This is a genomic window from Saccharothrix australiensis (genome assembly GCF_003634935.1).
Classification (GTDB): Bacteria; Actinomycetota; Actinomycetes; order Mycobacteriales; family Pseudonocardiaceae; genus Actinosynnema; species Actinosynnema australiense.
Genome location: NZ_RBXO01000001.1, coordinates 3,735,898 through 3,750,442 on the forward strand (window position 1 = coordinate 3,735,898; position 14,545 = coordinate 3,750,442).

Genomic DNA, 14,545 nt, shown 5'->3' on the forward strand with positions numbered 1-14,545 from the left:
GCGTCGGGGGACATGGACTCCGCAGTGGCCATCCGGGAGCGGTTCGCGCGCCGCCGCGCCGAGCAGCTCCGCCCGTCGATCACCGAGGACGTCGTCGCCGCCTGGCTCCGGGAGCCGGGCGCGGTCCACCGGGAACCGGTGAGCCTGCTCGCGCGGTTCCTCGACGCCAGACCGCCCGCCGAGCGGCTGTCGGTGCACGAGTCGCCCGACGGCCGCTGGCGGCTGGTCCGGCCGCCCGACCGCCGCGGCCGGACCTACCGGCTCGCCGACCGCCGCGAGTTCGCCGGTCCCGAGGAGGCCCGCGAGGCGTGCCTGCGGCGCGAGCTGTTCACCGCGTTCGGGTACGGCGACCCGCCCGCCGACGCGGTGGACGGCCCCGAGCTGCGCCAGGACGGCCCCGTCCTGCTCGGGTACGCCGACCGGGTCAGCGCCGCGCCCGGCGAGACCGTCGTGTTCATGGTCAGCGCCGAGGGGGGCGTCGCCGAGTACACCACCGAGCTGCTGCGCCTGCGGCACGTCGACGACCACCCGGACGGCCCCGGCGTCCGCGTCGAACCCGTGCCCGGCGCCTGGCGCGGCCGGCACCGCGGGCACGTCCAGCGCACCCGGCTCGGCTCGCACGTCGCGGTCCGCGACCCGCGGGGCGCGACCACCGGCGAGGGCGGGTTCGCCGTCGCCGCCTACGTCTTCCCGACCCACGTGACCGGCGGGCCGCAGGCCGTCATCGCGCGCTGGGACGACGGCCCGCGCGGGTTCGCGCTCGGCCTCGACGGCGAGGGCCGGGCGACGCTGTGGCTCGGCGACGGCGACCGCGAGACCGCCGTGCGCACCGAGGCCCCGCTCGCGCCGCACCGGTGGCACGGCGTGGCGGCGGGCCACGACCCCGCGACCGGCCGGGCGGTGCTCGTCACCCGGCCCCTGGTGACCGTCGTGAACAGCCGCGTCAGCCCGATCGTCGTGGACCGCCGGCCGCAGGTCGCCGAACGGCGCGTCGACGGCGCGTTCACCCCGGCCGAGCACGGCGACCTGCTGTTCGGGGCGCGCACCCCCGACTCGGACCACTACAACGGCAAGGTCGAGCGGCCCGGCTTCTGGCCGCACCCGCTGTCCCGCGCGGCGCTGCTGGCCGCCGCGACCGACGACCACGACGCGCCGCTGCGGTGGTCGTTCGAGCCGGGTGGGACGGCGGCGTCGCTGGTGGTGCCGTGCGCCGGGCGGTCGGACCTGGTCGGGCGGCTGGTGAACCTGCCGGTGCGCGGCGTGACGGGCCGCCACTTCACCGGGCGGGTCGAGCACTACGCGGCGGACCCGCGCGGGTACGCCGCGATCCACTTCCACGACGACGCGCTCGCCGACGCCGACTGGGCGCCCAGCCACGAGTTCACCGTGCCCGAGGGCCTCGCCGGCGGTGTGTACGCGCTGCGGGTGGCGGCGGTCGACGGGTCGTGCGAGCGGTCCGTCCCGTTCGTGGTGCGCCCGCCGGCCGGCACCGCCACCGCGCGGCTCGCGCTGCTGCTGCCCACCGCCACCTACCTGGCCTACGCGAACGAGCGCGGCCTCGGCCACGTGCCGTTCGTGCCGCCGGGCACGGTGTTCCTGGAGCACCGCTACGACCTGGGGCACTCCGCGTACGCGCGGCACACCGACGGCAGCGGCGTCTGCTACACGTCGTGGCGGCGACCCATCCTGACGCTGTCGCCGGGGTTCCGCATCCACCTGTCGCCGTTCCTGCTGGCCGCCGACCTGTACATCCTCGACTGGCTCACCGGGCTGGGCTACGACTTCGACGTCCTCACCGACCACGACCTGCACGCCGAGGGCGTCGACCTGCTGCGCCGCTACCGGGCCGTGCTCACCGGCTCGCACCCGGAGTACGCCTCGGAGCGGATGCTCGACGCGGTCGAGGCGTACGTCGGCGGCGGCGGGCACCTGGCCTACCTCGGCGGCAACGGCTTCTACTGGGTCGTCACGTTCCACCCGGAGCTGCCGCACGTGATGGAGGTGCGGCGCGGTGAGAACGGCACCCGGAGCTGGCAGGCCCGTCCCGGCGAGCACCACCACGCCTGCACGGGTGAGCGCGGCGGGCTGTGGGCGGGGCGCGGCCGCCCGCCGCAGAAGGTGTTCGGGGTGGGGTTCTCGGCGCAGGGCGGCGGTCCGTCCGGGCACTACCGCCGCGGTACCGGCGACGACCCGGCGGGGCTGCTGCGCGGGGTGCCCGAGGTGTTCGGCGACGTGGGGCTGCGCGGCGGGGCGGCGGGCAACGAGGTCGACCGCTACGAGCCGGAGCTGGGCAGTCCACCGGACGCGGTTCTGCTGGCCACGTCGGAGGGGCTGGGCGACGGCTACCAGTTCGTCGTGGAGGAGCTGGGCGGGACGCACCCCGGCCAGGGCGGGACCGAGCACCCCGGCGTGCGGTCGGACATCGTGTACTTCCGCACCACCGGCGGCGGCGCGGTGTTCGCCACCGGCTCCATCGACTACGCCCGCGGGCTGTCCGCGAACGGGTACGACAACGGGCTGTCCCGACTGACCCGCAACGTCCTGGACCACTGGCTGGGCGACGGCTGACCGGGGCCGCGCGCCGGTCGGGCCGGCCCCCGTCCGCGGCCGGGGCACGAGCGCGGGCCGGGGGTCCCCGCCCGGCCCGCGTCGCCCGGCCCGCGGGGCGCGCTCAGGAGTGGCGCGGCACGTTCTCGTCGGAGGCGTACTCCGGGTTCAGCGACAGCGCGATGAACGTGAACGGGCGCTCGACGTGGTTGAAGCCGAGCGGGCAGTGCCGCGTGCCGGCCGGGATGTAGACCGCGCCGGTCGTGGTCACCGTGTGCCGCTCGCCCTCGATGTCGAGGTACAGCTCCGCGCCGAGGTCGTGGACGTCCTCCGGGTTGCTGCCCATCCACATCAGGACTTCGTCGTAGGCGTGCTCGTGGTCGTTGACCCAGTGCACCCGCTCGGCCGTGGGGTTGATCCAGCTGTAGGCCATGTGGACCTTGCTGGCCGCGACGTCGATGCCGCGCATCAGCCCGAACGGGTCGCCGATGTTCGCCGGTCGCTCGCCCCCGGCGGCGGCCCCTTCGTTGACGAGGTCGTCCGCGCACTCGCGCATGTGTTCGACGAACAGGTGGTCGTACTTGCCCATGCGTGTCATCGCTCCCCACGGGTCGAGCGGCCGGTTCCGCGCCTCGATCGTGGTTCCTCGGCGCGGCGGGGGGAAGGCACTCACGGCACGGGTGCTGTCACTGCTCTCCCGGTCGGGCGTGCAGGTCCACTGTGGACGGTCACGGCGTCGGTGACGCCTGCCGCGCGGTCGGGCCGTCGAGGTCGGCGAGTTGCCGCCGCACCCGGCGGGCGTCGTCGTCGCGCCCCTGCGCCCGGTACAGGTCCAGCGCCTCCGACCACGCCGCGCGGGCCTGCTCGACCTCGCCGAGCGCGGCGTGCGGGTGGCCGAGGTGGTCGAGGGTGTCGGCGGCCAGGTAGTCGTGGCCGAGCGACCGGAGCAGGTCGAGCCCCCGCCGGTAGTGCCCGGTGGCCTGCCGGTGGCGTCCGGCGAGGTGGTCGAGCTGCCCCAGGGTGTCCCTGATGGTCACCTCGCTGCCGAGGTGGGGGTGCCGTTCGACCAGGGCGAGGGCGGTCTCGCAGTGGGTGCGCGCGGTGGCGTGGTCGCCCAGGGCGGCGGTCAGCCGTCCCACCAGGTTGAGCACGCAGGCTTCCACCGCCGGGTCGCCGAGCGCCCGGTGGAGGTCGAGGGCGCGTCGGGCGTGCGCCAGCGCGCCCCGGACGTCGCCCTGGCGTTCCAGGACGTCCGCGAGGTCGCAGTGGAGGTCCGCCCGCCGCGCGTGATCGCGGTGCCGCTCGGCCAGGGCGAGCGCCTGGCACAGGTGCTCGGTCGCCTCCTGGTGCCGCCCCAGCCGCGCGCAGCCGGCGGCGACCTTCCGGTGCGCGACGACGCGGGTGACCGGGTCCGGCAGGTGGCGCGCGGCGTCCAGCGCGGCCCGCCACACCACCAGCGCGTCGTGGGTGTGCCCCCGCCGGTGGTGGAAGAGCGACAGGCTCAGGGCGAGGTGCCACACGGCCCGGTGCCGGTGCTCGGCGACGGCGACCCGCTGCGCGGCGGCCACGTTCGGGTGCTCGGCGTCCAGCCAGGCCATCGCCGCCTCGGCGTCGGCCAGGGGGTGGCGGTGCGTGCCGGGCGCGGGCGGGTCCGGGTGGAACGGCTGTTGCTCGATGGCGAGCAGTCGGCAGGCGGCGTCGGCGGTGTGGAGGTAGCAGTCCACCACCCGCTCCAGCGCCGCGCGGCGGTCCGCCTCGGGCAGGTCGCGGGCGACGCCGGCGGCGCACTCGCGGACCAGGTCGTGCATCGCGTAGCGGCCGTCGGCGTCCCGCTCGACCAGGGAGGCGTCCTCCAGGGCGCGCAGCGCGGCCCGCGTCCGCGCGACCGGCGTCCCGGCGAGGCTGGAGGCGGCGGTCAGGTCGATGTCGTTGCCGGGCGCGACGCCCAGCAGGGCGAACAGGGTGCGCTGCTCGGCGGTCAGCCGGCGCAGGGACCAGGACACCACCGCGGGCAGGCTGACGGCGGGGTCCTCGTCGTCCAGCGCGTCGACGCCGTGCTCGCGCAGCTCGGCGACCAGGCGGGCGAGGGGGAGGCCGGGATCGGTGGCGGCCCGCGCGGCCAGGACGGCCAGCGCCAGCGGCAGGCCCCGGCAGAAGTCGAGCAGGGCCCCGACCGCGTCGGGTTCGGCGGCCACGCGCTCGACGCCGAGCCGGTGCACGAGCAGGGCGCGGGCCAGGGGAGCGGTGAGCACGCCCAGGTCGAGGTGGTGCGCGCTGTGCCGGGTGACCAGGCGGGTGAGCTTGCGGCGGCTGGTCACCAGGACGGTGCAGCCGCGCCCGCCGGGGAGGAGGGGCTCGACCTGCTCGGGCGAGGCGGCGTTGTCCAGCACGACCAGCAGGTGCTTGTCCGCCACCAGGCTCCGGTACAGCGCGGCGCGGGCCTCCGGGCCGCCGGGCACCCGCTCGGGTGCGACGCCGAGCGCGGACAGGAACCCGAACAGCGCCTCCACGGGGTCGACGGGCCGCCCGGCGGGTGCGAAACCCCGCAGGTCGACGAACAGCTGCCCGTCGGTGAAGCGGTGCAGGTTGCGGTCGGCCCAGGCCAGGGCGAGCCAGGTCTTGCCCATCCCGCCCGCGCCGCCGATCACCGAGATCAGGAAGGTCGGGTCGCCGGGGGTGTCGCCGGCGGGACCGGGGCCGCGGGGCGGTTCGCCGTCCGGCGCGTCCTCGCCGGCACGCCGGCTCGCCGGTGGGCGCCCGCCGTCGTCGGGGTCGCCGAGGAGCACCCGGTCCAGCTCGGCCAGCTCGTCGGCGCGCCCGGTGAACAGGCGGGGCGGCGACGGCAGCTGCCTCGGCGCCGGGATCGGTGACGGCCTGTCCGCGCCGGTGTCCGGTGCGGGCGGCGTCAGCGACGGGTCCGCGGTCAGGATGCGCTGGTACAGGTCTTGCAGGTCCGGGCACGGGTCGACGCCCAGCTCGTCGGCCAGCCGGGTGCGGATGTCCCGGTAGCGGGCGAGCGCCTCCGCCTGCCGCCCGGCCCGGTACAGCGCCAGCAAGTGCCGGCCCGCCACGCGCTCGTCCAACGGGTGCTCGGCCGCGAGCGCGGCCACCTCGGCGACCAGCTCCTCGCCGTGGCCCAGGCTCAGCCGGACACCGACCAGGTCGTGCTCGACGGCCGACCGCTCGCGGGCGAGGCGGTCGCGCTCGGCCACCGCCCACTCGCCGTGCAGGCCGGTCAGCGCCTCACCGCGCCACAGCCCCAGCGCCTCGGTGAACAACCCCGCCGCCGCCCGGTCGTCCCCGTCCCGCGTCCGGTCGCGCGCCGCCGCGCACAGCGCGCGGAACCGGTGGAGGTCGACCACCGACCGCTCCGCCGCCAGGACGTAGCCGCCCGAGCGCTGCACGATCTCCAGCTCGTCGGACGCCGCCAGCGCGCGCCGCAGCCGGGACAGGTAGGTGGCCAGCGTCGGCCGCACCCGCAGCGGCGGCAGCCCGCCCCAGACCCGCTCGGCCAGCCGCTCGGCGGGCACCACCCGGCCCACCTCCACGGCCAGCGCGGCCAGGACGCACCGCTGCCGGGCCGGCCCCAGCTCCACCGCACCACCGGGCGTGCGCACCGCGACCTCGCCCAACAGGCTCAACTCAGCCACCGCATCCCCCTCGCCGCGCGGCCCTGGTGCCGGTATAGCGCCTGTGGCGCGCGAATGGAGCAGCAGCACGGGTCGAACCACTCGAATGGGCGGCTCGTGCGCCCGGTGCCGGCGCGATCAACCGCCGGGTGCCGGCGGGACGGGTTCCCGGCCCTCGCGCGATCCGCCCTGGGTGCCCGCACGATCCGCCCCGGGTGCCCGCGTGCTGCGCTCCGGTGCGGGCGGGACCTGGTGGCGCGGCGGCCGTCCCGGTGCGGAACAACACCGGGACGGCCGCCGCGAGGCGTTCCGGCGTGGCCACTGCGCCTGGCCACGCCGGCGGTCACCGGGTCACACGCAGGAGTGGCCCACCAGCAGGGGCTGCTCGAACGGGTTGTCCGGGTCCACGTAGCTGACCAGGTGCACGCAGATGTGGTCGATCGGCGGGGTGGTCTGCGGGTAGACGTTGAGGTCCTGCCAGGTGCCCCCGGCCTCCACCCACTGGGCTTCCCGCGGGTTGCTGTCCGCCACGCCGCCCGCGAACACGACGACGTCGGCGAACACGTACCGGCGGTCGGTGCACTCGACCGTCCAACCGGCCTCCCGCGCCGCCGGGTCGATGTGGATGTTCGTGGCGGTGCAGCCGGCGTTCGCGGCGGTGGTCGCCGGGGCGCCGGTGGCGGCGGCCGACGTGCCGGCCGTGACGGTGAGCGCGCCGGCGGCCAGGGCCACGGCGGCGAGGGTCCGGACGGTGCGCTTGCGGTCGAAGCTCCGCACAGTGCCTCCACTCCAAGATTGGTCTGGGCCAGTGGAAGTCTGCCGGCGCGCGGGTGAACACCTACCGCCGTCCGGGCGCGGCCACCGTCACAGGCCACCGGACTTGCCAACCGGCGTCATCCTGTGGCACCAAGGAGTTAATACTGTCCTCTGTGGACTGAACAGGGCGGGGGCCGGCGGCGCGCGGCGGGGCGCGGCGACCCGATCGGCGTGGTGGCGGCGGGCCGGCGCGCCGCCGATCGGACGGCCGCCGGGGTCGCCCGCGCGGTCGGTCGCCCACCGCCCGTTCGAGGGCGCGGGACCGCCGGCGCGGGCACGGGCGACCGGTGGGTGACCGCCACGCCCGTCCGCCGCGGTTCGGATTACTGAAGCCCCGCGGCGGTGGGCAGCCGGGCGCGGTCGGGTCGGTCGTCGCCGGTCCGGGAGGCCGCGCGCCGCCGCCGGCGCCCGGTGATTGGTGCGCGTCCGCCGCGAGGGCGTCGCCCGACGGCCGCTGTCGGAAGGGGCACGGCCAAGGGGACGTCGGTCGGCCGTCGTCAGGCCGTCACCGGTCGGCTGCCGTCGAGGGGTCGTCGGTCGGCTGCCGTCAGGAGGTCACCCGACGGGCCTCGGCCGGGCGCACCGGCTCCGCCACGGTGACGCCGTGGAGCACGTGGACCAGCACCTCGGCCCCGCGCACCACCCGGGGACCGGGGCGGTTGAAGTAGGCCGGGCCGTCCAGCACCCACACCTCGCCCGACCGCACGGCGGGCAGGTCCGCCCAGCCCGGCCGCGCGGTGAGCGCGCCCAGCTCCGCCAGGGTCCGCTCGGGGGCCAGGCCGCACGGCATGAGCAGCACCACGTCGGGTCGGGCGTCGAGCACGGCGCGCCACTCGACCGGCGAGGTGTGCTCGCCCGCCTGCGCGAGCAGCGGCTCGCCACCCGCGCGGGCGACCTGCTCGGGCACCCAGTGCCCGGCGGGCCACACCGGGTCCAGCCACTCGATCGCCGCCACGCGCGGCCTCGCCCGGCCCGCCACCGCCGCTTCGACGGCGGCCAGGCGGTCCTCCAGCGCGGCGACGCGCTCCCCGGTGTCGTCGACACCCAGCAGCGCGCCCACGCGACGGACGCAGTCCAGCACCTCCGCCGTCGTGCGCGGCTCCAGGCTCACCACGCGCGGCCCGCCGTCCAGCACGCGCACGACCTCGCCGACCCGCTGGTAGGACACCGCGCAGACGTCGCACAGGTCCTGGGTGAGCACCAGGTCCGGCGCGAGCGCGGCGAGCAGGTCGGCGTCCAGCGCGTACAGCCCGGAACCCCGGTGGTCGCCGACCGCGGCGGAGATCTCCCGGCTGCTGAGCCGGTCGGTGTCCAGGCTCGTCCCGGTCACCACCGGCACCGACGCCACCTCGACGGGCCAGTCGCACTCGTGGGTGCGCCCCACCAGGTCGCCGACGCGCCCCAGTTCCGCGACGATGTCCGTCGCGGCGGGCAGCAACGACACTATCCGCATCGACCCAGGGTAGGCCGGGCGCGGCGGGGCGCGCCCACCCCGACCTCATCCGGCGGCCTCGACGGCGGCCTCGACCCGCTCGGTGAGCCGGTCGAGGAGCGCCTCGTCCGGCGCACGCCCCAGCCGGGCGGACTCCACGGCGGCGTGCGCGAGGGTCTCGTTCACCGGGGTCGGCACGCCGTGGGTGCGGCCCAGCAGCACGATCTCCCCGTTCAGGTAAGGGGCCTCGACCGAGGTCTTGCCGCGCACGACGCTCTGCCACGAGGAGCCGAGCCCGCGGTCGACGCCGTCGATCGGCCGCACGGTCACGGAGTCGCCCTGCAACCGCGCGAACTCCGCCTCGGACGCGCGGTCGATCCCGGCGGCGGTCAGCACCCGGTCGGCCTCCTGCCTGGCCAGGGCCACCAGTGCCGGCGAACGACGCCCGCAGACCGCCTCGACGGCGTTGCCGAGGTTGCCGAGCAGCTTCGCGTACTTCCACCGCATCACGTCGGCGAAGACCGGGGCCGACATCCGGGACTCCGCCAGGTCGGCGGCGACCAGCTCGCAGGTGCGGTCGACGCCGGACGGGTACCTGCCCAGGGGCAGCAGCCCGGTGAGGGGCGCGCACGGCGCGACGACCCGACCCGGCGTCAGGAAGGTCGACGGCAGCACGACGCAGGCGGCGAGGACCTGCCGGAAGCGCCGCAGCGCCAGCCGCTCGTTGGCGACGCCGTTCTGCGCGCACAGCACCGGCAGCCGTTCACCCGCCGTCCCGCCGCCGAGCACCGGCTCCCCGCACCAGGCGTCCAGCGCCGCGACGCTGTCCTGCGTCTTGACCGCGAGCACCAGCACGTCGTCGGGCCGCAGCCGCACCTCGGCGGGCCCGGACACGACCGGGACGCGCAGCCGCAGCCGCTGGTCCGGGGTGATCAGCTCCAACCCGTCCGCGCGCAGCGCGTCGCCGTGCTCGCCCCTGGCGACGAGCACCACCTCGTGCCCGCTCTCGTGCAGCCGACCGCCGACCGAGCAGCCGATCGCGCCCGCGCCGATCACGATGTAGCGCATTCCCCAGCCCCCGCTTCCCGACCGATCCCACTGTCCGGCCACGCGCTCGTGGCCGCACGACCCGGCAGCGCCGGCGAGCCGTCCCGACCGCCCTCGCCGCCGTCCCGGCCGCCCGCCTCATCGCCTCCGCGCCGGTCCGAGCAGGTCACCGCCGCCGCCCGGCACGGGTTCGCCGACGCGGGTGATGCCCCGCGGCTCCAGCCCCGGCCGCGCCAGGAGGTCGCGGATCTCCCGCTGATCACGACGGTAGCGGCCACCGCGCTCGGGCCCGCTCCGGGGACCGCGCCGCGAGGTGGTCCGGCAGGCGGAAGCAAGGCGGGTGGGCGCAGGACCGCCGACCGCAGGACCGCCGACCACGCACCGCGCCCGCCGCCCCGCTCACCGTGCCCGTCGACGCACCGCCGCAACCCCGGACGGCGAACTGAGGCGATCGTCACAACCGGTGGACCTCGGGCGGGTGCGGTGGTGAGGTTCGCGATGAGGGCGCTGGAACCGGTACGCGCAGCACACGACCGGTGACGTGGGTGACAAGAGCGGCCGTCGGCCGGTTCCGGACCGTGTGCTCGCTCACCGCGTGTCGGCCGAAGTGCGGAATCACACACCCCGATCGAAGGTCAAATCCGGGGTTAGTGTCATCCCCGGCGAACGGTCGTGCCAGCATTTCTGTTCATGGCCCCACATGTCCCTGATCATCCTGTCGCCGCCGTACCCGGTCCGCACGGTCGGCGTGCGCGAGGACCGGTCACCGGATCGACGAGGTGGATCTGGTCGTGACCGCCGGGGTGAACGCGGGTGGCGAACGGGCGGGCGTCCTCGCGGAGCGTCCTGGCGCGTGGAAGGCGGTGGTCCGGCAGGTCCCGCTGCGCGTGATGAGACCGGGTGTGATCGGCGCGCTGCTGATCGCGATCGGTGGCGTCGGCGCCGGGGCGGTCGTCCACCGCGACCCGTTCCTGAGCGGCACCTTCCTGAGCGTGGTGCGCTACGGCCACGGCCGTGACCTCGCGACCGCGGTCCTGTTCGCCGGACTGGCGCTCATGGTGGTCTCGTGGGTCCGGCTCGGGCGGATGGTGCGCGCCGGCGAGATCGGCGGGCGCGGCGTGGCGCTGGCCGCCGCGGCCTGGACCGCGCCGCTGCTCATCGCGCCGCCGCTGTACAGCCGGGACGTCTACAGCTACCTGGCCCAGGGCGCGGTCGCGCTGCGCGGGTTCGACCCGTACACGACCGGCGCGTCCGCGCTGACCCTCCCGCTCGGCGGGAACGTGGCGTCGCTGTGGCAGGACACGCCGTCGCCCTACGGGCCGCTGTTCCTCCTGCTGGCCAAGTCGGTGGTCGCCGTCATCGGCGACAACGTGATCATCGGCGTGGTGCTCATGCGGCTGGCCGTGCTCTGCGGGCTCGTGCTGCTCGTCCGGGCGCTGCCTGGCCTCACGCGGCACCTCGGCGGGCGCGCCTCGGTGGCGCTGTGGCTCACCGCGGCCAACCCGCTGGTGATCGCGGTGGGCATCGGCGGCGCGCACAACGACATCCTGATGGTCGGCCTGATGGCGGTCGGCCTGCTGATGGTGCTGGACGGCAAGCACGTCCGGGGTTTCGCGGTGATCGCCCTGGCGGCGGCCGTGAAGGCCACCGCGGTGCTGCTGATCCCGTTCCTGGTGTGGGTGTGGGTGGCGCGGCTGTCCGGTCCCGCCCGGCAGCGCTTCGTCAAGGCGTGCGCGGTGGGCGGCGCCACGTTCGTCGGCGTGTTCGGCCTGTCCACCCTGGCGGCCGGGGTCGACCTGGGTTGGATCGACGTGCTGCGGTCCCAGACACCGTTGCTGACCTGGATGTCGCTGCCGTGCGCGGTCGCCGAACTCGCGTACCACTCGATCGGGCGGCACTTCGGCGGCGCGGAATACGAGGGCTTCCTCGGGTTCTTCCGGTCGGCCGGGGTCTACGTCCTCGCGGTGGTGCTCGTCCGCCAGTGGTGGATGGCCAGGGCGGGTGGCGTGGAGGCGGTCCGCCGCGCCGCGATCGCCCTGCTCGCCGCCACCGTGCTCGCCCCGTCGGTGCTGCCGTGGTACTTCACCTGGGCGCTGGCGGTCGCCGCCGCGTTCGCGTGGAAGGACCGGTGGCTCGCCGTCGTGGCCGGCGTCTCGGTGTGGATGGTGCTGGTGACCCTGCCCGACGGCACGATCGTCGCGCGCTGGCACTACGGGTCGATGAACCCGGTGCTGTGGTGGTCCTACCTGGCGGTCACCGTGCTGATCGGCGTGTGGGTGGGTATGTCCCTGCTCCAGCGCGTGCCCGGTCAGGCGGTGGCGCCGCCCGCGCCCGAGCCGTCCGTCGCGGCCAAGCCGTCCGTCGCGGACGCCGCCGAGGACGTCGTGGACACCGCGCTGGACCCGACGCTGGACCCCGCCCTGAACGCCGCGCTGGACGCCGTCGAGGAGTCCGAGGTGGCCGGGCGTCGCCAGGACAGGGCCGCCGCGCGCACCGAACCGGGGCCGAAGGGGGACGACGGTGCTTGAGCGCAGGCTGCTCCCGTTCGCGCCGCTGGTCCTGCTGCTGTCGCTCGGCAGGCACTTCTGGCTGCTGGGCAGCCCGGAGGGCTGGGGCATGATCGACCTCAAGGTCTACTGGACCCTGGCGCCGAACCTGCTCACCGACCAGCTCTACTCGATCGACATGCCGTTCACGGCGGACTTCCCGCTGCCGTTCACCTACCCGCCGTTCGCGGCGCTGGTGTTCCTCCCGCTGACGTGGCTGCCGTGGCTGGCCGCCCGCGTCGTGTGGCAGCTGCTGTCCCTGGTGTGCCTGTGGTGGCTGGTCCGGACGGCGTTGAGGCTGGTGGCGACCAGGTCCGGGCAGCCGTGGGACGCCACCTGGTCGCGCCGGGCGGTGCTGTGGACGGGGCTCGCCCTGTGGGCCGAGCCGGTCCGCAAGACCCTCGACTTCGGCCAGATCAACCTCGTCCTGATCGCCGGCGCGTTCGCCGCGATAGTCGCCTCCCGCCAACTGGTGGCCGGGCTCGGCGTCGGCGTCGCGGCCGGCCTGAAGCTGACGCCCGCGATCTCGTCGCTGTACTTCCTGGTCACCCGCAGGTTCGCGGCGGCGGCCTGGTCGGTGGCGGGTTTCGCGCTCACCGCGGCCCTGGGCTTCCTCGCCTCGGCCGCCGACTCGTGGCGCTACTGGTTCGACCTGCTCGGCGCGGCCGACCGGGTCGGCCCGGTGGGTTCCGCGATCAACCAGTCGCTGCGCGGCGCGCTGTCGCGCAGCTTCGGCTACGACGTGGGCACGTCCTGGCCGTGGCTGCTCGCGGTGGCGGTGTCCGCCGTGCTGACCGGGTTCGCGCTGCGCGCGGGGGTGCGGGCCGGTGACACGCTGGCCACGGTGGTGGCCGTGCAGGTGTTCGGCCTGCTGCTCTCGCCGATCTCCTGGAGCCACCACTGGGTGTGGGTGGTGCCCCTGGTGCTGTGGCTCTGGTACGGCGCGGCCCGTCGCGGAGCGCTCGCGCTGTCGCTCGCCGCGGCCTGGGTGCTCGTCACCGGCACGGACCTGATCACGTTCCTGATCGACCGGCAGCCGAGCATCTGGGAGATACCCCGGCCGTGGCCGCTGGCCGCGCTCGGGTGGTGCTACCCGCTGCTCGGGCTGATCACGCTCGCGGTGCTGCCGAGGCTGCTCCGCGCCGGGACGTCGCGGCCGGACGCCGGGCAGGCGTCCGGCGAGGCGTCGAAGGTGGGGCACGGTGCGGGCTGAGCGGTTCTCGCCCCGGGCCTCGCTCGCGGCCTGGGAACGGCGGCTGGCGGCCCTCGCGCCGTGGCTGCTGGTGGTCTCCGCGCTGGTCCGCGCCTGGACCATCGTCACGGGCTTCGGCAACGAGACGATCGACCTGTACGTGTACTGGGCGCTGGCCCCGCACGTGCTGACCGACGACCTGTACCAGGTCACCTCGCCGAACTCGCCGCCAGACTTCCCGCTGCCGTTCACCTACCCGCCGTTCGGCGCGCTGGTGTTCCTGCCGATGACCCTGCTGCCGTGGGTCGTGGCGCAGTGGACGTGGCGGCTGCTGTCCGCGTTGTGCCTGTACTGGATGGTGCGGGTCGCCCTGCGCCACGTGGCAGGCGAGGGCTGGACGGCGGACGCGGCGCTGTGGCGGCGTCGCGCGCTGCTGTGGACCGCGCTGCTGCTGTGGATGCAGCCCGTGTACCACACGTTCGAGTTCGGGCAGATCAACCTGGTGCTCTCGGCCATCGTGCTCGCGGCCATGCTGGCGCGCAGCCCGCGGCTCGCGGGCGCGGGCGTCGGCTTCGCGGCGGGCGTGAAGCTCGTGCCGGCGATCTCCGGGCTGTTCTACCTCGCGACCGGCAGGTTCGCCGCGGCCGGGTGGTCGGTGGTGGCGTTCGCGCTCAGCGTCGGCCTCGGCTTCGCGGTGGACCCGGAGCAGGCCCGGCACTACTGGTTCGGCCTGCTGGGCGACGCGGACCGCGTGGGCCCGGTCGCCACGGCGCACAACCAGTCGCTGCGCGGCGCGTTGGCGCGCACCTTCGGCTACGACGTGGGCACGTCGTGGCCGTGGCTGCTCGCGGTCGCGGTGACCGCCGTGCTCGCCGGCTTCGCGCTGCGCCGGGCGGTCCGGTCGGGCGACGCGCTGCTCGGCGTGCTGGTCGTGCAGTTCCTCGGGCTGCTGGTGTCCCCGATCTCGTGGGACCACCACTGGGTGTGGGTGGCCCCGCTGCTGATCTGGCTGGCGCACACCCGCGGCACGCCGTGGGCGCGCCGCTGGCTGCTGGTGCTGTGGTGCCCGGTCGTGTTCCTGGACGTGATCGCGTTCCAGCTGGACCGGCAGCCGACGATCTGGACGATCAGCCGCCCCGGCTACCTGTCCGCCATCGGGTGGGCCTACCCGGCGCTCGCGCTGCTCACCCTGGCGGCGATCGCGTTCGTGTTCGGCGGGCGTGCGGTGGCGGCCCGCGGCGAGGAGCCCGCCCTGGCGCCGGGGCAGGGGGTCGGCTCCCGGAACGGCGAGGGGTGACGTCACGCCGCCCCGGGCACGCGGTGACGTCGTGCCCCG

General features: G+C 75.8%; 9 protein-coding genes. 4 read left to right on the forward strand and 5 right to left on the reverse strand.

Annotation, left to right across the window (positions count from 1 at the left end; all coding sequences use genetic code 11):
- The first annotated feature begins 12 nt into the window (after positions 1–12).
- Complete coding sequence (locus C8E97_RS16195) at positions 13–2,568, forward strand: N,N-dimethylformamidase beta subunit family domain-containing protein (protein ID WP_147455136.1); 2,556 nt, start codon at positions 13–15, stop codon at positions 2,566–2,568.
- A 103-nt stretch (positions 2,569–2,671) separates the two neighbouring features.
- On the opposite strand, the gene C8E97_RS16200 is transcribed toward C8E97_RS16195, so the two are convergent.
- From C8E97_RS16200 to C8E97_RS16220, 5 genes are all read right to left on the reverse strand, one after another.
- Positions 2,672–3,145 (reverse strand): cupin domain-containing protein, encoded by a 474-nt coding sequence (locus C8E97_RS16200; RefSeq protein ID WP_246018923.1) that lies wholly within the window; start codon positions 3,143–3,145, stop codon positions 2,672–2,674.
- Between the two features lie 130 nt (positions 3,146–3,275).
- The gene (locus C8E97_RS16205) at positions 3,276–6,197 is read right to left on the reverse strand and encodes an AfsR/SARP family transcriptional regulator (RefSeq protein ID WP_121006411.1); all 2,922 of its coding nucleotides are present in this window, start codon (positions 6,195–6,197) and stop codon (positions 3,276–3,278) included.
- A gap of 330 nt (positions 6,198–6,527) precedes the next feature.
- Positions 6,528–6,953 (reverse strand): hypothetical protein, encoded by a 426-nt coding sequence (locus tag C8E97_RS16210; protein ID WP_121006413.1) that lies wholly within the window; start codon positions 6,951–6,953, stop codon positions 6,528–6,530.
- Between the two features lie 586 nt (positions 6,954–7,539).
- A complete protein-coding gene (locus C8E97_RS16215; RefSeq protein WP_121006415.1) occupies positions 7,540–8,445 on the reverse strand; it encodes an ABC transporter substrate-binding protein in 906 nt (301 codons plus the stop codon).
- A gap of 45 nt (positions 8,446–8,490) precedes the next feature.
- Positions 8,491–9,492, reverse strand: coding sequence for a ketopantoate reductase family protein (locus tag C8E97_RS16220; RefSeq protein ID WP_121006417.1), 1,002 nt, complete (start codon positions 9,490–9,492; stop codon positions 8,491–8,493).
- Between the two features lie 770 nt (positions 9,493–10,262).
- Here C8E97_RS16220 and mptB point away from each other — a divergent pair.
- From mptB to C8E97_RS16235, 3 genes are read left to right on the forward strand one after another with little or no spacing between them, the layout of a single operon-like run.
- The gene (mptB, locus tag C8E97_RS16225) at positions 10,263–11,999 is read left to right on the forward strand and encodes a polyprenol phosphomannose-dependent alpha 1,6 mannosyltransferase MptB (RefSeq protein WP_147455137.1); all 1,737 of its coding nucleotides are present in this window, start codon (positions 10,263–10,265) and stop codon (positions 11,997–11,999) included.
- Positions 11,992–13,230: a mannosyltransferase gene (locus C8E97_RS16230; RefSeq protein WP_121006421.1), complete on the forward strand. Its 1,239-nt coding sequence runs from the start codon at positions 11,992–11,994 to the stop codon at positions 13,228–13,230. The genes mptB and C8E97_RS16230 overlap by 8 nt, the downstream gene beginning before the upstream one ends.
- Positions 13,220–14,506 carry a glycosyltransferase 87 family protein gene (locus tag C8E97_RS16235; protein WP_121006423.1) on the forward strand — a complete coding sequence of 429 codons (1,287 nt, stop codon included), beginning with the start codon at positions 13,220–13,222 and terminating at the stop codon, positions 14,504–14,506. The genes C8E97_RS16230 and C8E97_RS16235 overlap by 11 nt, the downstream gene beginning before the upstream one ends.
- Positions 14,507–14,545: the final 39 nt, after the last annotated feature.